The sequence below is a fragment of the Paenibacillus sp. TC-CSREp1 genome (assembly GCF_050171015.1).
Lineage (GTDB): Bacteria > Bacillota > Bacilli > Paenibacillales > Paenibacillaceae > Paenibacillus > Paenibacillus silvae.
On record NZ_JBNOKM010000014.1, the window covers coordinates 38,539 to 58,942 of the forward strand.

The window sequence follows — 20,404 nt, forward strand, 5'->3', positions numbered from 1 at the left end:
GGAGGAAAGGTTCATGAAAAAGGGATTATTTTCACGAGCACTATTTTTCACGATGATGCTGGTCTTTGTATTGGCGCTTGCGGCGTGCTCCGAAAAAGAGGCAGCAACACCTGCACCGGGTACAAAAACAGAAGAAGGAAAGACGGAGGAAAAACCTGCAAATGAAGAGGGTGTATACTCCATTGAAGATTTCAGCAATGTTAAAACAAATGAAGGTACAGCGATTGAAGGCGGATCACTGACTTTTGGTCTCGTATCCGATACAGCTTTTGAAGGTACATTGAACTTTAACTTCTATTCCGGTAACCCTGATGCACAGGTTTTGCAATGGTTTGATGAAGGTTTGCTAACTTGGGACAAAAACTATGTCTACACTAATGATGGTGCAGCAACATATGAGACTTCTGAGGATGGCAAAACCTTTACACTCACGATTCGTGACAATGTAAACTGGCATGATGGCAAGCCGGTAACGGCTGAAGACCTACAGTTTGCTTATGAAGTCATCGGTAGTAAGGGCTATGATGGTCCACGTTATGATTCTAAGTTTACAAGCGTTGTAGGTATGGATGAATTCCATGCTGGAAAAGCAAAAACAATCTCTGGTATTAAAGTGCTGAGCGACAAAAAAATCAGCATAACGTATAAAGAAGCAACACCATCCCTGCTGACAGGCGGCTTGTGGACATATCCACTCGCTAAACACATCTTCGGTAATATGGATGTTGCGAAAATGTCTTCTTCCAAAGAAGTACGTGAAAAGCCAATTGGCTTTGGTCCATTCAAAGTTGAGACCATCACCCCTGGTGAGTCTGTAACTTTCGTTAAGAACGAAGATTACTGGCGTGGAACTCCAAAACTGGACAAAGTGACATTGAAAGTAATCAACCCGACAACGGTTGTTCAAGAGCTGAAGTCTGGTGGTGTAGATCTGGTAGATGCTTTCCCGACAGATCAGTATAAAGATAATGCCAATATGTCCAATGTCGAATTCCTGGGTGCGGTGGATCGTGCATATACGTACATCGGCTTCAAACTGGGAACATGGGATGCGGAGAATGGTAAAGTTGTAACCAATCCAGACGCTAAAATGGCAGATAAAAATCTGCGTAAAGCGATGTGGTTGGCTGTAGATAATGACCAAGTAGGTAAACGTTTCTATAATGGTCTTCGCTGGAACGCAACAACACTAATTCCACCTTCTCACCCTGAATTCCATGATTCCAGCAATCCAGGTGTGAAATATGATCCGGAAGCTGCAAAAAAATTGCTTGACGAAGCAGGCTACAAAATGGACGGAGAATTCCGTACAAAACCTGATGGATCACCACTGGAAATCAACTTTATTTCCATGACTGGTGGCGACACGGCTGAGCCACTCGCACGTTACTATGTTCAATCTTGGGCAGCGATCGGTTTGAAAGTAAATCTGGAAATGATCGAGTTTAACAACTTCTATGATCGTGTAGGTAACACTGGTAAAGACGATCCGAATGTCGATGTGTATCAAGCGGCTTGGGGTGTTGGTATTGACGTAGACCCAGCGGGTCTCTATGGGCGTGATGCACTGTATAACTTCTCACGTTTCTCTAGCGAAGAAAATGATAAATTGCTGGCACGTGGTGTCTCTGCCGAAGCATTCGATGTAGAGAAACGTAAAGAAATCTATAATGAATGGCAACAATACATGGTGGATGAAGTTCCAGTATTCCCTACGTTGTATCGTGCCGTTGTAGCTCCAGTAAACAAACGTGTAATGAATTATGCGATTGGTGATGGAACAGGTATTTACCTGAATGACCTGGCTGTAAACGCAGATAAACCAGTCGTAGCTGAGTAATTGTAACTGTTGAAAAACATGGATTCCGACACTCTGGCATGGGGTGTTTGGGGTCCATGTTTTTTTTGTAACCAAAAAATAAAAAAAATTTAACTTTTTTTCAAAAAAGTGCAGACAAAATGCCTCTTTGCTTCGTCTATATAAGTAAGAGGTGATAATACGATGAAAAAATGGTGGAAACGGGCAGGAATGCTGTTCAGTTTACTCATTATTATATATTTGGGCGTAAAACCGGACATGCTGGTGGGCAAGCCTGGCATCAAGGCAGAATCTGCTGTCCTGATGGACATGAATTCAGAACAGATTCTGATGAACTACAACGGCTCCGAGGAGATTGCACCAGCTGGTGTCAGCAAGCTCATGACGGAGCTGCTTATTATGGAATCGGTGGCAAATGGAGATATTCGCTGGGATGATCCGGTGAATGTCAGCCGATACGCCAGTTCGGTTGGTGGTAATCAGCTTGCGCTGAAACAGGGAGATCGCTTCACCGTTCAGGAGCTGTTTCAGGTCGTTACCGTCTATTCTGCCAATGACGCAGCTGTTGCACTGGCAGAGCATATTAGCGGCTCAGAGCATCAGTTTGTACAGCGCATGAATCAGAGGGCCGCAGAGATCGGATTATCAGGAGATACTCACTTTACCAACTCCACCGGTTTAAGTGAAGCTATGCTGGGTCCCAATCGTCCGCAGGATGTACAGGGACAAACGTTAATGACTGCCATAGATGCTTGTAAGCTGGCAAAATATTTGCTTAATCATCATCCCGAGATTCTTAAAGTCTCCAGTCAAATGCAAGTATCCATGCATCAGAAAGGCATCTATATGAGCAATACCAACTGGATGTTATCTTCAATCGGCGGAGTGTATGCCTATGATGGTAATGATGGTTTGAAGACCGGTTACGATAAGGATAGTGGATATCATTTCGTAGGAACGGCTGAGCGGGATGGCAAGCGGCTAATATCAGTTGTTTTTGGAACTGATACACGGGAAGCGCGGTTTGTTGAGACGCGTAAGCTGCTAAATTACGGTTTCTCAAGTACAAAAGTCAACTAACGATGTTAGATGTTAAGGGAAGGAAACATTGTTATCAAATAGTTAAACATGGTAAAATTAGGTGTGATTTATTCCATGACAGTTATTGTATTTCAATTTTAAGGGGGTAATTATTTGAGCAAGATCAGTAAAAAAGTATATGCACTTACGCTGTCGATGGCGATGTCCATTGCTTTGATTCAGCCTGCGGTGCAGGCGGCAGAGGCTGTTAAGCCTACGGCAGCTGTCTCGGAATCTATCGTTTCCAAGGCAACACAGACTCTTCAACAACTGGGATACATAGATGGCACCACAGATGGAATGAAAGATAGTGCAGCACCTATTACTCGTGCAGAAGCAGCAATCATACTGCAGCGAGTACTTGAACTGGATGCGCCAACATCGCTTACAGGATTTGCAGATGTACAATCGAATGATGTGGCTGCTCCAGCTATTTATGCACTGAAGCAAGGTGGTCTAATTCAAGGTAAGGTGAAGGGATACGCACCGGACGCTCCGCTAACACGTGCACAGATGGCATCTTTGTTCACCAGGGCTTTTGAGCTGAAGGACAACGGTATACAGGTCGTCTACAGCGATGCAGATCAGATTCCGGCTGTGCATGCGACAGATGCCATTCGGATGAAGCAGCATTTTATTATCGAGGGTAGCACATTTAACGCCAAACAGGCTGTAACGCATGGCGAATTTGCGAATGCTCTGTATCTTGCGCTCGGACTTGATGTGAAGAAAGAAGGGCTCACACCTCTGGAGGACTTCTTCAAACAGCCAGCTCAGGCAGGTTTCCAAATGTCGCCTGATGGAAAAAATCTGGCTTACATGGAACCGTGGAACAATCGGATGAATATTGTCGTTAAAGGGAACGGACAGGATAAGCCTGTACGGATTACTAGTGAAACGGACCGCAGTATTGCCGGGTTTGCATGGGCAACCAATGAGAAGCTTCTTTATTTCAAAGATGCGGCTGGAGATGAGAACTATCACCTTTATGTGACGGATATTACTGGAAAAGAAAGCAAGGATCTGACGCCATATTCAAACACAAGAGCGGTGCTGATCGATTCTTTGGAGAATATACCTGATGAGATTTTGGTGGGTATGAACAAGCGTGATCCGAGAATTTTCGATGTATACCGGATTAATATTAATACAGGAGAAGCAGTGCTCGCTGCCGAGAATCCGGGCGATATTTCAGACTGGATGACGGATAATGAAGGCAAAATTCGTGTAGCCATATCGAGTGATGGCAATGTATCTTCCCTGATGTATCGTGAAACCGAGAACCAGCCGTTCCAGCCTCTGCTCACAACGAAGCTGGGAGATACCTTTGCTCCGTTCATGTTCACAAGCGACAATAAAAACCTGTATGCGGTATCCAATATCGATCAGGACAAGATGGCTATCGTGGAATATAGCCCGGCAACAAAAAAGGTGACCAAAACTCTTTATGAAAATAAAGATGTGGATGTGAGCAATATTATTCCTTCCAAGGAAAAAGGCAAGATTCTTGCAGCAGTATATGAGACGGACAAAATGAATTACGAGTTCTTTGATGATGGGTTCAAGTCATTAATGCAGGATATCAAGGCCAAGGTTCCAGGCAAAGAGGTTAGCATTTTAAACACCAGCAATGATGGACAGGTATTGTTCATCTCCTATAGTGACAAGGCGATGGGCACGTATTATTTTTATGATTCAAAGACAGGCAAGCTGGATAAACTGGCAGACACAGCTCCATGGATTAATGAATCGAAAATGGCAGATATGAAGCCTGTTACGTATAAATCTCGTGACGGTCTGGATCTCCATGGGTATCTCACGCTTCCACCGGGAGCACAGGCTTCTGAGCTTCCGCTCGTCGTTATCCCGCATGGAGGGCCTTGGGCTCGGGATTCATGGGGGTATAGTCCGCAGGTGCAGTTTCTGGCAAGTCGCGGGTATGCGGTGCTTCAGGTGAATTTCCGTGGCTCTACCGGATATGGCAAGAAGTTTTTGGAGGCAGGCAACAAACAGTGGGGTAAAGCGATGCAGGATGACCTCACGGATGGTGTAAACTGGCTGGTCAAAGAAGGCACGGTTGATCCGAAGCGAGTTGCGATCTACGGTGGATCGTACGGAGGTTACGCAGCACTGGCAGGCTTGGCATTTACCCCTGACGTCTATGCTGCCGGGATCAGTTATGTAGGTCCATCCAATATCTTTACACTGCTTGACTCGCTACCACCTTATTGGGAGTCGGGACGAAATTTGTTTTATGAGCGCGTAGGTGATCCGGTGAAAGATAAAGAGCTGCTCACAGCGATCTCGCCGCTATTCCATGTGGATCAGATGAAGGCGCCGCTATTTGTCGCTCAAGGTGCGAATGATCCGCGTGTCAAACAGGCTGAGTCCGATCAGATTGTGGAAGCGTTGCGCAAACGCGGGGTTGATGTGCCTTATATGTTAAAAACAAATGAAGGGCATGGCTTTGCTAATGTGGAGAATCAGCTTGATCTGTACCGTGCTATGGAGAAATTTCTGAACCGCCATCTAATGCAGTAGCCGGTAAAGGAAAGGTTTTATAAGTAAGTAAGTATGTATGACCCGGGTTTACTTCCCAATACAAAAGGTGAAACAAGGGTGAGGCTGTACTCTGATTCGATGTGAATCGGGGTGCAGCTTTTTTGTAAATATATCTCGCAACGATATTCATCAATTGACATAAGGATAAGGTTTATTTTAAAATGACCAGTGAGTCATTATTGTTTATTCCAGTTTATATATAAGTATTATTCGGTTGGTACGAAGGCAGAACAAAAGATTCAGAACGGGAGGTAACCAGGGATGCAAAAAGAGATGAAATGGCCATTGATTCTGTTTGCAGTGGGTGTATTTATGGCGGCACTCGATAACGGAATTATTACTTCGTCGCTGACTACGCTGAATGCTTCGTTTGGCGTATCGCCTACATGGGGAGCTTGGACGATTACACTTTACACACTAGGGCTTGCGATCAGCGTACCGATTGCAGGCAAGCTGTCGGATCGATTCGGGCGTAAGAAGCTGTTTCTGATTGAGGTTGCTTTATTCGGTATCGGATCACTTCTTGTCGCATTGAGCACTTCGTTTACCTTTTTCCTGATTGCCCGGGTTATTCAGGCACTCGGCGGCGGCGGGATATTCATCATTGCCAGCTCCTATGTGCTTAGCAAATTTCCGGCTCAGCGGCAAGGGACTGCACTTGGACTTCTCGGAGGTATGAACGGTATTGCAGCGATCCTCGGGCCGAACATCGGTGCATTTATTCTTGATGTAACCGGGAATTGGCACTGGTTGTTTCTCATTAATGTACCAATTGCGATATTGCTGTTCCTTGCTGGACTCAAATATATTCAGGAGGAGCAGGAGCTGAGCCGTGCAGCTGTCGATTGGATCGGTATTGCAGTCTTGAGCCTGGGCGTGTTGAGTCTGATGTACAGCTTCAGCAATCTGAATGGCGTGAACATGCTTCAAAGCATGGCTTCGCCAATGTTCTATGGCTTCTTTTTGGCTGGAGTGGCTGTATTGGTTGTTTTTTATTATATGGAAAAAAGGCTGGAGGGATCAGACCGTGAACCGGTCGTTTCCACACAACTGCTTGGCATTGCGTCCTTTCGCTGGACGCTGCTTATTGCTTTTTTCTCGGGAGCCATTCTGGCCTCGGTTATTTTCATTCCAGGTTTTGTAGAGCAATATCTGGGCGTATCCAGCACGGCCTCCGGGTACTGGTTTACCCCTCTTGCTCTGGCCTCGGGAATTGGAGCTGGAGGCGGCGGCTACCTTGTGGACCGCAAAGGCCCAATCTGGACGTTATCCGCAGCAGGATTACTCTCTGCGATCGGTTTTCTGTTGTTTCCGGTGTGGGTAGAGCATATATGGCAGTTTGTTATAGCGAGCACCCTTGTTGGCATTGGTTTCGGTATGATGCTGGGTGCGCCGGTCAATGTGCTTGTTACGGAGCAGGCGGGCGAAAACAACAAAGGCATCGCAGTGGCGACAAGCTCCCTGTTTCGCCAGATGGCCATGGCGATTGCGCCAACGATTTTTGCCGGATTTCTGGCACGTTCGTTCTCCAATCTCGGCTCCAATATTCAGGCTGGTCTTGCATCAAGAGGCATCGAGGTTCCACCAGCCATGCTGGAGCAGTATGCTTCAGGCGGCTCATCGGGAAATGACGTTTCCAGCCTGATGACGGGATTATCCAGGATTCCAGATGCCAACATACGGGAAGCACTGCTTCAGGCAGTTCATCAAACGACTGGCCAGGGGTACAACGGGCTATTCTGGTCTGCAGTTATTTTTAGCGTGCTTACCTCGGTTGTAGCTCTTGTTACCGGACGTCTTCGTCAGAAAGAGAAGCAGCAAGTGAAGAATGAGCCTTCGCACTCCGTGTAAATGAAGAGAAAGCTATGAAGCATAAAGAAGAACAGTTGAACCTTTTGTAACCGAAAAGGGGAGCGCTGTTCTTTTTAATTTAACCCGATTGTAACTTTTCATTGTGCAGGAATGATTACAATAGAACGAGCATCAGCGGTGCTCCGGGACGAAAGATAGAAAAGTTCGGAGAACTGCGTGTCACCAGACGTATTGAACGTTTAATGTGTAGTAATGATTTTCAATTTTGAGAGTGAAGAAGGAATCAATGAATGAAAAGCAGAACTAAAGAAAAGAAGAAGAAAAGTCGCAAAGGCCTATATATAACACTGATTTCACTTGTGGTTTTGCTCATTGGCGGTTATGTATTTCGTCAGCAGCTCGCTGTAGCCGCATTTGATCTGTTCCTCGCGGACACAGTAGAAGCACAACTGACTCATTCTTACGTGCCACAGGAGGGCAATAATACGCCTGATCCAACAGTCTATCGCAAAGAACCATTCTCTGTATTACTTCTGGGCTCGGATAAACGTGACTATGAGAAGTCCCGTGGACGTTCAGACGCAGTCATCTACGCCGTTGTACGGCCTAAGGAGTCTCGAGTGCTGCTGGTATCCATTCCGCGTGACACTTATGTTCAGATTGTTGGAAGGGATGCCGACAAGGACGGGACGGATGATTACGACAAAATCGCGCATGCTTATGCCTTCGGTGGGGAGAATATGTCCATCAATACGGTGGAAAAGTTCCTTGATGCCGATGTAGGTTACTATGCAACGATCAATTTTCAGGGAATCAAAAAGGTCGTCGATGCGCTCGGAGGTATTTCGCTGCCCATTGATCAGGATATCGTGAACAAAGATCCAAATCATGAGCAGTTCACAATTAAAGGCGGCAAACCGATCTATGACGGACAGGAAGCCCTTTATTATGTGAGATACCGTGAAGACAGTGACTTTAACCGTACGAATCGGCAGCAAATTTTCCTGAACGCCTTTGCAAACAAAATGCTGAATCTAAGTCAGATTGCTAAGATTCCTGAGCTGTTCCAGATCATGGGGGATAATTTCCAGACGGACATGCAGCCAACCTTTATTATTGATCTGGCGAAGCAGGTGCTGACCCAGGATAAACCGCAGGTTTCCAGCTTCACGATTTTGAGCGAAGGCATGCGTAAAAACGGCATTTATTACGGTCGTGCTGATGAGAAAGATGTTCAATATGCCAAAGAGCTGATTAAAAACTGGATGGATCAATCGACCCCAGCCGGTGAAGTCATGATTCCCGACAGGCAGAAGATTGAATAATGAATTCCATACAGAGGGTGTAATCTTGCACAGCAATCAGCAGTACGTTTAATGAGCGGGCTGCTGTTTTTTTTCTTTGTGTGGGGCGTTTCAATATGTTAGATTTCCATCCTTTTGGAACATCTATCGTTCTATAACGTATAATATAAGTTGAGCGAGCCAGTTGAACGAGAAATACACAAGGAGGATACGCAGGGGTATGAACATCGCATTTTTTTTGCTACCCAAACAAGAGGTTACATGTGTGACGTCGGACTCTACGCTGCGGCAAACGCTGGAACGGATGGAATATCATCGATTCACAGCAGTGCCTATTTTAAATAAGGAAGGCAAGTATATTGGTACGGTTACGGAAGGTGATCTTCTGTGGTATATGAAAAATGCCGAGGGAAAGATAACCTTTGAAAACGCTTCAAAGTTTTTGCTCAAAGACGTTCCGCTAAGGCTTGATATAAAGCCGGTGTCCATTGACGCAAATATGGAGGATCTGATTAACCTGGCCAAAGTACAGAACTTTGTGCCGGTCGTGGATGATATGGAGCGTTTTATCGGGATTGTGAGACGCAGTCAGATTATCGAATATTGTGAAGGTATTGTGGCCAAGGAGTCCGTTAAGGCTAAATAAGTTGGATTCTTTTCAAAAATAATGTGCCCTTAGGGATAATCAAAGCGATTATTACTAATATATATGAATAAGATGTACGGGGCTCCGCATCGTACCTGACATTGAGTTTTGGAGAATTTCTCCGCTTTTTGGGGTAATTTTGCGGGCCCCCTTTTTATGCTATAATCGAGAATAAAGCTTTTTCGGGGAGAGTGACTTTCGCCAAATGCCTAAAGAACTGGATGTAGCCAAAAGGGCTAAAGTGATTGAATGGCTAAAAACCGAAGTACTTGATCAGGTATCCCGATTATTCAAAGCATTGTGGGAAGGCAGCACGATTCGAATCGGAGATAGTCTTGCCAGCTTGATGATGAGCAGCTACATATTGGGCCGAAGGCTCGGTATTCCGTTCAAAGATCTGGATGCACTGCTTGTTGAGAAGTTGAAAAAGCATAAACAGGAAGGTCACCAGCTTGAAGACTGGTATCAGGATATTTCCGCGCTCGAAGATCATATGCGTAAGAGGTGAATTTGTTGAAATTTAGCTTTAAAACAGCTGTCTGGAGTGCAGCAATGTTGCTTTTGCTGCTATCGCTGCTTACTCCGTTATCGGTGCTCTCCATTTTCTTCATGATCATTCCAGGAGTTATTTTGTATGCTTCATTATCTGTAAAATCGTTTATATGGCATCTCCTGCCCGTTGCTGTTGTATTGGTAGTGGTGCATCCGATTTATCTGTTATTTATGGTCGTCTTTATACTTCCGGCAATCGCCATGGGCAATGCGTATAAGAAGCAAAAGTCAGCGCTGTTCACTTTAATGGCTGGTGGCGGTACGATGCTGGCAGAGTATCTGCTGTTGTTATTGATCGGCAGTCTCATATTCCAGTTCGACCTGTCTACGTACATTAAAGATGTGGTACAGCTCACGATTGAACCGCTTACGAATTCATCCAGTCAGATGATTAACGGATTTGTGTGGACACCTGAGATGACAGAAGATGTGGCCAAGCAAACACAGTTAATGATTCCATTTGCATTAGTGGTGACCTCGATGGTCATGGCCTTTATTACACATGTTATTGCGCGTCCTATTCTTAGCGTGATGGGCATGAATGTGCCCAAGCTTCCACCCGCAAGAGAGTGGCGTATGCCACGTTCGTTGATCTGGTATTACTTCCTGGCACTGATTATCGAGGTAATCTCCAGACAAAGTGATGGAACGTACTGGAAGATGATAGCGATGAATATGTCACCGCTCATCAACCTTGGCTTTATGATTCAGGCGATCGGCTTTTTCTTCTTCCTTTCACATCTGAAAAGATGGAACCCGGTTATTCCGTATCTTCTGGGAGCAGCGGTCTTCTTTATTGGTCCGCTTCGCATTGTCGGAATTATCGATCTGGCGTTCCCGCTCCGTGAGGCAATATCGAAATCAAAACGATAGGGTGATGAGTCATGCCTAAATTTCTAAAGAAACGCTGGCACGGCTATTATACCGTATGGGCGTTCATACTGCTGCTGCTGCTTGTGATGTTCGTTACGATCTATAACTGGACGCTTGGTTTGATTAGTCTGATACTGGCTTCGGTGCTGGGAATCGTCATGATTAAGGCAGAAATGGCATTCCGCCGGGAACTGAACGATTATATTAATGGCCTGACCATTCGTATTAAACGAATGGAGGGCGAGGCCGTTAGCATGCTTCCGTTCGGAATTGTGCTGTACAGCGAGGATCGTACGGTAGAGTGGCATAACCGCTTTGTTGCAGAGATGTTTCATGAGAAAACATTGGTGGGCAGCTCTATGCCTAATCTGTTTCCGAATCTCCCTCAACCGAAGGAGAAAAAGGAAGCATCAAAAGAGCCTTCATCCAAGGAGTTTCATGATGAATTCCAGCTGGATGATCGCTATTACGGTGTAATTCATAACCCGCAGGAGCGGTACGTGTATGTGTATGAGATTACAGAACTGGCTATCCTTCGGGATAAATATGAGAATGAACGTATTGCGCTGGGTATTCTTATTCTGGACAATCTGGACGAGGCTGCTCAGGGCATGGATGATCAGCAGCGTACAGCTCTCATTGCCAGAGTCACCAGCGAGATAACAGCTTGGGCGAAGCAGTATGAAGTGTATCTTCGCCGTCTTTCATCAGATCGTTATCTGATGATGCTCAATCATAAATCTCTGCAAGAGCTGGAGCAGAGCAGGTTTGTCATTCTGGATGAGGTTCGGGAGATGACAGCTGATCTGAAGGTGCCGATGACGCTCAGCGTTGGACTTGCATTTGGCTCGGACAGCATCAGTGAGCTGGGAGAGCTTGCGCAGTCCAGTCTGGATATGGCTCTTGGGCGAGGTGGCGATCAGGCCGCTGTGAAGGCGGGACAGCGTTTATCTTTTTACGGTGGAAAGTCAAATGCAGTGGAGAAACGTACCCGGGTCAGAGCGAGGGTAATTGCTCATGCGCTGCGTGACCTGATGCAGGAGAGTGACCGCGTGCTGATCATGGGGCACAAAATGCCGGATATGGACGCCATTGGCGCATCCATCGGGGTGTGGAAGGCTGCAAGTCTGTATAACGTTGAGGCCCGTATCGTGCTGGATGGCGTGAATCCATCCATTGAACGGCTGATGGAGCAGGTAAACAAGGATGAGAAGCTGTCCAAAGCACTTGTCTCACCGGAGCAGGCTACCCAGCTGATGACGGAGCACACGCTATTAGTGGTTGTAGATACCCATAAGGCCTCCATGACGATGGAGCCCAAACTGGTTCAGGCTGCAACGCGTGTGGTCGTGGTGGATCATCATCGCCGGGGTGAAGAGTTTATTAATGATGCGGTACTGATCTATCTGGAGCCATATGCTTCATCTGCGGCGGAACTTGTAACCGAGCTTCTTCAGTATATTCATGAGAAGGTGCAGTTTACTCCACTTGAAGCAACAGCCCTTCTGGCCGGTATAACGCTTGATACAAAGCATTTTGCACTGCACACAGGTTCCCGGACTTTTGAAGCCGCGGGTTTCCTTCGTCGCAGCGGTGCAGACACAATTATGGTGCAGAAGCTGATGAAAGAGGATCTGTCAGAATATATTGCTAAGGCAGAAATCATAAAGCATGCTAAAATGGTATATGGGAATATTGCACTTGCGGTCACTAGACCTGGCAACAAAATTTCACAGATGATGATCGCCCAGGTGGCGGACACATTGCTTAATATGAAGGACGTAGTCGCCTCATTTGTTATAAGTGAGCGTCCGGATGGACTGATTGGCATCAGTGCGAGGTCACTGGGCCGTATGAACGTTCAAGTGGTTATGGAACGGCTTGGCGGCGGCGGCCATTTGACCAATGCGGCTGTGCAGCTAGAAGGAACGCTGGGAGAAGCGGAGAAACGGCTGATGAACGTCCTGGCTGAAATCGAAAAGGAAGAGGGGTTGTTCGAATGAAAGTCATTTTTATAAAAGATATGAAGGGTCAAGGCAAGAAAGGGCAAGTGAAGGAAGTATCTGAAGGATACGCACAGAATTTCCTGCTACCACGGGGAATTGTACGTCTGGCTACTGAAGGTAACATGAAAACACTGGATAACCAGAATGCTGCGGAAGAAAGACGCAAACAGGAAGAAAAAGCCGAAGCAGAGGTTCTGGCGAAGAAGCTGGAAGCAGAAGTGACAGAGCTAAAAGCAAAAGCTGGTGAGGGTGGTCGTCTGTTCGGCGCAATTACGAGCAAACAGATCGCAGAAGCTTTATCCAAAAAAGGCCTAAAAGTGGATAAACGTAAAATTGAGCTGGAAGAGCCGATTCGTACGCTTGGTGTAACACAAGTGACCGTTAAGGTTCATCCTGAAGTGAAGGCAACCTTAAAGGTTCAGGTAACGGAGGAGTAAAATGGGCGGCGAAATGTTATTCGACCGGATTCCCCCGCAGAACCTGGAGGCCGAACAGGCTGTGCTGGGTGCAATCCTGCTTCAGGGCGAAGCTCTGATTACAGCGATGGAACGGGTGCAAACCGAGGATTTCTACGACAAGCCCCATCAATTGATCTATGAAGCGATGATTCAGCTGGGTGAGGAAAATCAACCGATTGACCTTGTTACGCTGACTTCACGTCTGAAGGATAAAGGCGAGCTGGAGGACATTGGCGGTGTCAGTTACCTGGCCAAGCTCGCTCACGGTGTGCCTACGGCGGCCAACGTGGATTATTATGCGCAGATTATCGAGGAGAAATCGATGCTGCGTCGTTTGATTCGTACTGCAACACAGATTGTGAGTGAAGGGTACACAGGCGGAGAAGATGTAGCAGCTATGCTTGGTGAGGCGGAGCGCCGCATTCTTGAAATTTCCAACAGACGTTCCAGCAGTGGTTTTATTGCTATTCAGGACGTGCTGATGGAAGTTTTCGATAAAGTTGAAACGCTGCATCAGAACCGTGGAACGACAACCGGGATTCCATCAGGCTTCATCGATCTGGACAAGATGACAGCAGGATTTCAGCGCAGTGACTTGATTATTGTCGCGGCGCGTCCATCCGTAGGTAAAACAGCCTTTGCTTTGAATATCGCTCAGAATGTAGGCATTCGGGCGCAAGAAACGGTAGCTATCTTCAGTCTGGAGATGTCAGCTGCACAGCTCGTACAACGGATGATCTGTGCGGAAGCCAATCTGGACGCAGGAGTTCTTCGTACAGGGGAATTCAAGGGTGATGAAGACTGGCAGAAGCTGACGATGGGGATCGCTGCTCTCAACGAAGCCAACATTTTCATCGATGATACGCCAGGTATTACGGTAGCCGATATTCGTGCCAAATGCCGACGTCTCAAGAAAGAAAAGGGCCTTGGCATGATCTTGATCGACTACCTGCAACTGATCAGTGGACGCGGCAAAGCCGGGGAGAACCGTCAGCAAGAGGTATCCGAGATTTCACGTACACTGAAGCAGATTGGCCGGGAGCTGGAAGTTCCCGTTATCGCGCTGTCCCAGCTCAGCCGGGGTGTAGAGCAGCGTCAGGATAAACGTCCAATGATGAGTGACTTGCGGGAATCGGGTTCGATCGAGCAAGATGCTGATATCGTAGCCTTCCTGTACCGGGATGACTATTACAACCAGGAAACCGAGAAAAAAAATATTATCGAGATCATTATTGCCAAACAGCGTAACGGTCCGGTAGGCACGGTGGAACTGGTCTTCCTGAAAAACTTTAACAAATTCGTCAATTACGAGCGGGCACATAATGACGCCTTCGCGATGTAAAGGATAGACTGTGATTACGCTAAACAGGGGTACACAGGCTATCCGGTACAACCCAGTAATAGGAGAATATCAAGGTTGAATATCAGGATTTATACCAAATATAGCGTGAATGAATAGCAAATGTAAAAGTACCGGTGAATACAGTCAAGGTGAACAAGACTGTATTCATCGGTTTTTTACTGTGAAATACGGTCATAATTCCGAACATTAAGCAAGTGCCATATATAATTGTTCGCCATTTCATTTGACTTTGAAAAAGCGGACTGTTACACTAATACTGCTGCGTTAAAGCAGTGCAAACCTTCCCTTCAATGTAAAGGAAGGACATTTTTACTGTCCGTTAGCACGCTTCTCAGTCGGTTTATTGCGTAACATGCCTGCCGGGATAGAGGACGGACAGACCAATACAAAGGTGCGCAAGGCACCCACGGAGGTATGTTAACTATGTCAACGGTAGTTGTAGTGGGAACGCAATGGGGAGACGAAGGAAAAGGTAAAATCACGGATTATTTGGCTGAAAGCGCTGATGTGGTCGCTCGTTATCAAGGTGGTAACAATGCAGGCCATACAATCCTGATCGACAACAAAAAATATAAACTGACGATGATTCCATCGGGTATCTTTTACACAGACAAAGCATGTGTGATCGGTAACGGTATGGTTATCAACCCGAAGGCACTTATTGAAGAAATTAATTATATTCATGATAATGGCTTTACAACCAAAAACCTGTCCATCAGTGAACGCGCACATATCATCCTGCCATACCACATGGTTCTGGATGCACTGGAGGAGGAGAGCAAAGGCCCGAACAAAATTGGAACAACAGGTAAAGGGATCGGCCCTTGTTACATGGACAAATCCGCTCGGATTGGTATTCGTATGGTTGACCTGATGGATGCAGAAGAATTCGAACTGAAGCTGCGTCATCTGGTAAAAGAAAAAAATCGTGTTATCGAGCAAGTGTACAACGGTACGCCGGTAGATGTTGAAGAAATTCTGAAGGATTACCTCGGCTATGCAGAGATTCTTCGTCCTTACGTACGGGATACATCTGTGGTACTGAACGATTCCATTGATGAGAACAAAAAGGTATTGTTTGAAGGCGCACAAGGTGTAATGCTGGACCTTGACCAAGGTACTTATCCTTATGTGACTTCATCCAACCCGTCTGCAGGCGGCGTATGTATCGGTTCTGGCGTTGGTCCGGCGCGTATTCAGCAAGTTATCGGGGTAGCCAAAGCATATACAACACGTGTAGGTGACGGCCCATTCCCGACAGAATTGCATGATGCGATCGGAGACCAGATTCGTGAGACAGGTCATGAGTACGGAACAGTAACTGGACGTCCACGCCGTGTAGGCTGGTTTGACAGTGTTGTTGTTCGCCATGCTCGTCGTGTGAGCGGCATTACAGGTCTGTCCCTGAACTCGCTGGACGTTATGACAGGTCTGGATACAGTGAAAATCTGCACAGGCTACAAATTCCGCGGTGAGGTCATCACTCACTATCCGGCAAGCCTGAAAATGCTGGCAGAATGTGAAGCGGTATACGAAGAAATGCCAGGATGGAGCGAGGACATTACGGGAGCGAAGAAGCTGGAGGATCTGCCAGCGAATACGCAGAACTATGTGAAACGTGTAGCCGAGTTGACAGGTATTCCAATCGCAATTTTCTCTGTAGGTCGCAATCGTGAGCAAACGAATCAGGTTCTGCCAATCTATGTTTAAATCAACATGCTGTTGAGATCATCACCTTCAGCTGCTGCTAGAAATAGCGGTGGCTGGAGGTTTTTTTGTGTCTCTATCGGATATAATCCCAAGATTTTCGTCAATACTGGCTAACAGTATATCAATCGTATATCCCACAATCCACCTGGATCAAGGGAAGTATCGTTGGAGGGAGAGAAACAGATATGAAGTTGCTGTTATGGTTTGTCAAAATTGTACTTATCGTGATGCTGGTCAGTTCCCTGACCCTGCTGACGACAGGACTAATTGTGCAATCGTATGCCAAGTCATTGCTTGCCAGTTTTAATATACAGTGGGAAGGGCAGCCCACGGGTCTTCTGGGGATGTTTCAGGGGGCAACAGGTAGTAAATCCAATTCATCCACCGAGGGAGAGAAGACGGGGAATACACCTGCGGATCAGCCCGCTGGAGCGGAGGAGGAACAGGCCCCGGAGAATTCGATCTCAGTCATGGGCAACGCTAACGGGACGAAGAACGACTCTGCAGGTGTGGATGCAGGCAAGGAATCAACCCCGGAGAGTTCAAGTGAGGGTGCAGGTCAAACAGACAGCAATTCAGGTGCGACAGCGGGCGAGGATGATGATATTGTTGTGTCACCCGATGATATTACAGGCGCTAAAAACAAGCTGCCCGCGGCAGAAAAGGAGCGTATCTTCACTTTGCTTATGAACAAGCTGCCGCAGAAGGAAATGCAGCAGATCTCGGGTGCAATGGAGGGTGGGCTGACAGAGCAGGAGCTGCGGGAGATTGAGCAGGTGATCTCCAAGTACCTGACAAGTGAAGAGTACGACAGCCTGATGGAAGTGCTGCAAGCGGAATAAAGGCAGAGGGAGAGATAAGTAGTTAAACAGCAAGAGGCGTATACCCTGTGCAAAAGCTAGTCTGACCAAGGAATAGGCAAAGGATCGTACATCTATTGGATAGACTTGCCCAAATCTTTTTTCTATAATTGAATTATTATGTTTAGGATGAATTATTATGTTCAGGAGGATAAGATATGAAGCTGAACAGCAAAGCGCACGATATATAACAACCGTCACAATGTGCCTGGCAGATCGCTTGTCTTCGGATTCGTGGCCCTCCATTCATGCCTTCTTCAGATCAAATGGTACGCTTGTACCTCAAGGAAAGCATGAATACCGAATACAGGAGGACTAATGAACATGAATTCATCGGATACGAAGAAAATTACAGCGAATACATCTGCTGAGAAGCTTGCAGAGATAACGGAACGATTCGAATCAGGATTAACGGAAGCGAGCCAGCCCTTTTTAGGCTGGGATTTCGGTTATATTACAGGAAGTGGACGGCTGCAGAGCGGCGTATTGCCTTGGTCCTATGGCACGATCGCGCGCAGGCATATACAGAATGCGAAACGACTGCTGGATATGGGCACAGGTGGTGGAGAGCTGTTATGCAATTTAGCCCCTCTGCCAGCATATGCCTGTGCAACGGAAGGTTATCTGCCAAACATAGCGGTTGCTCAAGAACGATTGCAGCATTTAGGTGTGAAGGTGTTTCCTGTAACAGACGATGCACAGCTGCCTTTTGCAGATGGAGAGTTTGACCTTGTTATTAACCGGCATGAATCTTATGATCCACGGGAAGTGCAGCGCGTATTAGCTCAAGGCGGTGTCTTTCTGACACAGCAAGTAGGCTGGTCGGATTGCCGGGAGATCAATGATCGGTTAGGTGTTCCTATGCCGACGGAATATGCGGGCTGGGAACTGGATTTCGCAGTGCAGCAGTTATTGGATTGCGGATTTCATATCCGGCAACAGATGGAGGCAGCACCTGTGCAGCGCATTTATGATATCGGGGCATTGGTGTATTATCTGAAAACCATTCCGTGGCAGGTGCCTGACTTTACGGCGGAGCGATTCCGCGAGCCTTTATGGAGGATTCATATGGAAATCGAGCAGCATGGATTCTGGGATATGAAGCAGAAGAGGTTCATTATAGAGGCCGTCAAGCTGTAGGCGATTAAGAGATTATCATTGAACTATAGCCGTATTAAGATCCCTCATCAGAGTGTCTCTGGTGGGGGATTCTTTGTGTTTACATGAAAAATCTCAAACTGATTACATAGGTCTTAGAACCTAGTCCTACATTGAGACAAAAAGTACATAGTAGAGCCGAGGTTGAGGCATAATGGGTGATGGAACAAACGATCAAATAGATGGGTATTTCAGGAAAAGCAGACGTGGCGCGGCTTTATGATGTGAGGATAGGAGTTGAAATGATTGTAAAACCTGTGTTAAAGTATACGGGTGTGATAAAAGGTTAAAATTTTGACACTTTTATAAGCACAGCTAAAGTCCTGTTTTTACAGAATCGTATAATCAACTCATATTATTGGACTCGCTTGCAAATGACTAACTTGCAGGTGATGTCTGATCAGAAAACGAACAAAGAAGTGCTGAAAAGGAGAGAATCATGAAAGGTTTCAGAGGCATACGCCAACCGGGCAAAAACCGGGTACACGAACAATCCGGGGAACACCGGACGGCCGAAGACAAAAACAACATGAGCATGTCCAACTTCAGTTCAAATAAGAAAAGAATGCTGGCGCCGCGTAAATGGATCATTACAACAGCTTGTGGTATTCTGATTGCCGCATCCGTTGGATTCGGTGCCAAACAATACGTGGCTTCCAATACTGTGCCATATTACAAGGTCTTGGTTAAAGGTCAGGAGATTGGTGCAATCGCGAGTGAAGCACAGCTGCAGCAGCTGTTTGCCCAGAAAACCGAGGAATATCAGGGTAAATATCCGGATGCGCAGATGGTGCTGAATACAGACGGGATTACAACGGAGTCGGTACGGGCCTACAAACCGGAAGTCAACAGCGAGGAAACCTTGGATAAGCTGGGGCAAATGTTAACTGCTTATGCTAAAGGTGTAGAGCTCAAGGTCAACGGTGAAGTCATCGGTATTGTGAAGGATCAGGAAACGGCAGACGCGATCCTGCAGCAGGTACAGAGCAAATACATACCGGCATCGGCTGTGCGAAGCTCCCTGAAGACCAAGTCGGTATCGGCGAATTCTTCCAAGAAGGATAAAGGCCCAAGCACAACGTTAAAATCGGTAGACATTAAGGAAGATGTCACTACGGATGCGGTGAAGGCTGATCCGAATAAAATATGGGATGTGTCGGAGGCGGTTAAGGCGTTAACCGTTGGTAAAGACGCGCCTGTAACTTATGTCGTTCATGAAGGAGATACGATCTCTTCCATTGCGGCACGTTATGATATTACACAAAAAGAGATTCGCCAAAATAACCCGGGGATCAAGGAGACTTCTCTCCAAATCGGACAAGAGTTAACGCTGACTGTACCGAAGCCGGCAATTACGGTTAAATCGGTGGAGCAAGTGGTGGAGCAGATCGAAGTGAAACCTCAGGTTGAGGTGCGTAAAAGTGCCGAGCTGAAGGCAGGAACGACCAAAGTTGTTCGTCCAGGCCAAAGCGGACTGAAAAACATGCAGTATCGCATCACCAAAGAGAATGGTGAAGTGGTTCGGGAAGAATGGCTGGGTCAAGAAGTGATCAAAACAGCTGTGACGGAGGTTGTGCTCAAGGGAACCAAGGTTGTTGGTGAGGGCACAGGACAATTTGCGTGGCCTGTATCCAATGCAACGATGAGCAGCAGCTATGGGCAGCGTTGGGGCCGTCAGCATAAAGGTGTCGATCTGGTCGGTAACCGTGATGTCAAATCTGCGGATGAGGGTGTAGTTACTTTTGCAGGACAGAAGAACGGTTATGGGAATGTCATCATTATTAACCATCGTAACGGATACGAAACACTATATGGTCACTTGGACAGCATTGGTGTGAACGTTGGCCAAGTGGTTGAGAAAGGTGACAGTATCGGTGTAATGGGAAATACAGGGCGTTCCACGGGAACACATCTGCATTTCGAGATTCTCAAAAACGGCAGTGCCGAAAACCCGATGACGTATCTGAATTAATTGTAAAGCAAAGGCATCGCATATGTGATGCTGACATGGGAACAAGGTTGGCTGTACAGCTGGCCTTGTTTTTTGGTGTGAAATATTTTTAAAGGAAACAGCTTCCAAGTGCCCGAGCAGGATGTGACCGTGCCTCAGGTATGTTAAACTAGAGTATAGATCGTTGACTATAGTCAACAAACACGATATGGATTTATAGACTATCAAAATAGATCAGAGAGACAGCGCC

The 20,404-nt window shown here is 46.5% G+C and carries 15 protein-coding genes; all 15 read left to right on the top strand.

Features of this window, described 5'->3' with window-relative positions:
* Positions 1 to 13: 13 nt before the first annotated feature.
* Positions 14 to 1,840 carry an oligopeptide ABC transporter substrate-binding protein gene (locus ACQSGY_RS21155; protein ID WP_188594018.1) on the top strand — a complete coding sequence of 609 codons (1,827 nt, stop codon included), beginning with the start codon at positions 14 to 16 and terminating at the stop codon, positions 1,838 to 1,840.
* Positions 1,841 to 2,002: 162 nt separating this feature from the next.
* A complete protein-coding gene (locus ACQSGY_RS21160; RefSeq protein WP_188594017.1) occupies positions 2,003 to 2,899 on the top strand; it encodes a D-alanyl-D-alanine carboxypeptidase family protein in 897 nt (298 codons plus the stop codon).
* A 114-nt stretch (positions 2,900 to 3,013) separates the two neighbouring features.
* A complete protein-coding gene (locus tag ACQSGY_RS21165) occupies positions 3,014 to 5,440 on the top strand; it encodes an alpha/beta fold hydrolase (protein ID WP_427180491.1) in 2,427 nt (808 codons plus the stop codon).
* Positions 5,441 to 5,722: 282 nt separating this feature from the next.
* Positions 5,723 to 7,312, top strand: a complete 1,590-nt coding sequence (locus tag ACQSGY_RS21170; protein ID WP_427180493.1) for an MFS transporter — start codon at positions 5,723 to 5,725, stop codon at positions 7,310 to 7,312.
* Positions 7,313 to 7,563: 251 nt separating this feature from the next.
* Entirely contained in the window at positions 7,564 to 8,598 is a 1,035-nt protein-coding gene (locus tag ACQSGY_RS21175; RefSeq protein ID WP_111269837.1) for an LCP family protein, read from the top strand.
* A gap of 199 nt (positions 8,599 to 8,797) precedes the next feature.
* Positions 8,798 to 9,223 carry a CBS domain-containing protein gene (locus ACQSGY_RS21180; protein ID WP_111269836.1) on the top strand — a complete coding sequence of 142 codons (426 nt, stop codon included), beginning with the start codon at positions 8,798 to 8,800 and terminating at the stop codon, positions 9,221 to 9,223.
* Between the two features lie 205 nt (positions 9,224 to 9,428).
* Positions 9,429 to 9,731, top strand: a complete 303-nt coding sequence (locus tag ACQSGY_RS21185) for a MazG-like family protein (RefSeq protein ID WP_090923575.1) — start codon at positions 9,429 to 9,431, stop codon at positions 9,729 to 9,731.
* Complete coding sequence (locus ACQSGY_RS21190; protein ID WP_427180495.1) at positions 9,728 to 10,648, top strand: DUF2232 domain-containing protein; 921 nt, start codon at positions 9,728 to 9,730, stop codon at positions 10,646 to 10,648. Before ACQSGY_RS21185 ends, ACQSGY_RS21190 begins: the two co-directional genes overlap by 4 nt.
* Positions 10,649 to 10,659: 11 nt before the next feature.
* Complete coding sequence (locus ACQSGY_RS21195; RefSeq protein WP_184191159.1) at positions 10,660 to 12,651, top strand: DHH family phosphoesterase; 1,992 nt, start codon at positions 10,660 to 10,662, stop codon at positions 12,649 to 12,651.
* The gene (rplI, locus tag ACQSGY_RS21200) at positions 12,648 to 13,091 is read left to right on the top strand and encodes a 50S ribosomal protein L9 (RefSeq protein ID WP_110896928.1); all 444 of its coding nucleotides are present in this window, start codon (positions 12,648 to 12,650) and stop codon (positions 13,089 to 13,091) included. Before ACQSGY_RS21195 ends, rplI begins: the two co-directional genes overlap by 4 nt.
* Position 13,092: 1 nt before the next feature.
* A complete protein-coding gene (gene dnaB / locus ACQSGY_RS21205) occupies positions 13,093 to 14,454 on the top strand; it encodes a replicative DNA helicase (protein WP_111269834.1) in 1,362 nt (453 codons plus the stop codon).
* A 444-nt stretch (positions 14,455 to 14,898) separates the two neighbouring features.
* Complete coding sequence (locus ACQSGY_RS21210) at positions 14,899 to 16,185, top strand: adenylosuccinate synthase (RefSeq protein WP_145405165.1); 1,287 nt, start codon at positions 14,899 to 14,901, stop codon at positions 16,183 to 16,185.
* A gap of 185 nt (positions 16,186 to 16,370) precedes the next feature.
* Positions 16,371 to 17,027, top strand: coding sequence for a hypothetical protein (locus ACQSGY_RS21215; RefSeq protein ID WP_145405163.1), 657 nt, complete (start codon positions 16,371 to 16,373; stop codon positions 17,025 to 17,027).
* A 342-nt stretch (positions 17,028 to 17,369) separates the two neighbouring features.
* Positions 17,370 to 18,185 carry a class I SAM-dependent methyltransferase gene (locus tag ACQSGY_RS21220; RefSeq protein ID WP_427180497.1) on the top strand — a complete coding sequence of 272 codons (816 nt, stop codon included), beginning with the start codon at positions 17,370 to 17,372 and terminating at the stop codon, positions 18,183 to 18,185.
* A 457-nt stretch (positions 18,186 to 18,642) separates the two neighbouring features.
* Positions 18,643 to 20,175: a peptidoglycan DD-metalloendopeptidase family protein gene (locus tag ACQSGY_RS21225; protein ID WP_289376263.1), complete on the top strand. Its 1,533-nt coding sequence runs from the start codon at positions 18,643 to 18,645 to the stop codon at positions 20,173 to 20,175.
* Positions 20,176 to 20,404: the final 229 nt, after the last annotated feature.

Bases quoted from the DNA above. Each gene is read 5' to 3' on its own strand.
- ACQSGY_RS21170 (WP_427180493.1), top strand. From the start codon at position 5,723: ATGCAAAAAGAGATGAAATGGCCATTGATTCTGTTTGCAGTGGGTGTA.
- ACQSGY_RS21210 (WP_145405165.1), top strand. From the start codon at position 14,899: ATGTCAACGGTAGTTGTAGTGGGAACGCAATGGGGAGACGAAGGAAAA.
- ACQSGY_RS21185 (WP_090923575.1), top strand. From the start codon at position 9,429: ATGCCTAAAGAACTGGATGTAGCCAAAAGGGCTAAAGTGATTGAATGG.
- ACQSGY_RS21195 (WP_184191159.1), top strand. From the start codon at position 10,660: ATGCCTAAATTTCTAAAGAAACGCTGGCACGGCTATTATACCGTATGG.
- ACQSGY_RS21220 (WP_427180497.1), top strand. From the start codon at position 17,370: ATGAATTCATCGGATACGAAGAAAATTACAGCGAATACATCTGCTGAG.
- ACQSGY_RS21175 (WP_111269837.1), top strand. From the start codon at position 7,564: ATGAAAAGCAGAACTAAAGAAAAGAAGAAGAAAAGTCGCAAAGGCCTA.
- dnaB (WP_111269834.1), top strand. From the start codon at position 13,093: ATGGGCGGCGAAATGTTATTCGACCGGATTCCCCCGCAGAACCTGGAG.
- ACQSGY_RS21225 (WP_289376263.1), top strand. From the start codon at position 18,643: ATGAAAGGTTTCAGAGGCATACGCCAACCGGGCAAAAACCGGGTACAC.
- ACQSGY_RS21160 (WP_188594017.1), top strand. From the start codon at position 2,003: ATGAAAAAATGGTGGAAACGGGCAGGAATGCTGTTCAGTTTACTCATT.
- ACQSGY_RS21215 (WP_145405163.1), top strand. From the start codon at position 16,371: ATGAAGTTGCTGTTATGGTTTGTCAAAATTGTACTTATCGTGATGCTG.
- ACQSGY_RS21155 (WP_188594018.1), top strand. From the start codon at position 14: ATGAAAAAGGGATTATTTTCACGAGCACTATTTTTCACGATGATGCTG.
- rplI (WP_110896928.1), top strand. From the start codon at position 12,648: ATGAAAGTCATTTTTATAAAAGATATGAAGGGTCAAGGCAAGAAAGGG.
- ACQSGY_RS21180 (WP_111269836.1), top strand. From the start codon at position 8,798: ATGAACATCGCATTTTTTTTGCTACCCAAACAAGAGGTTACATGTGTG.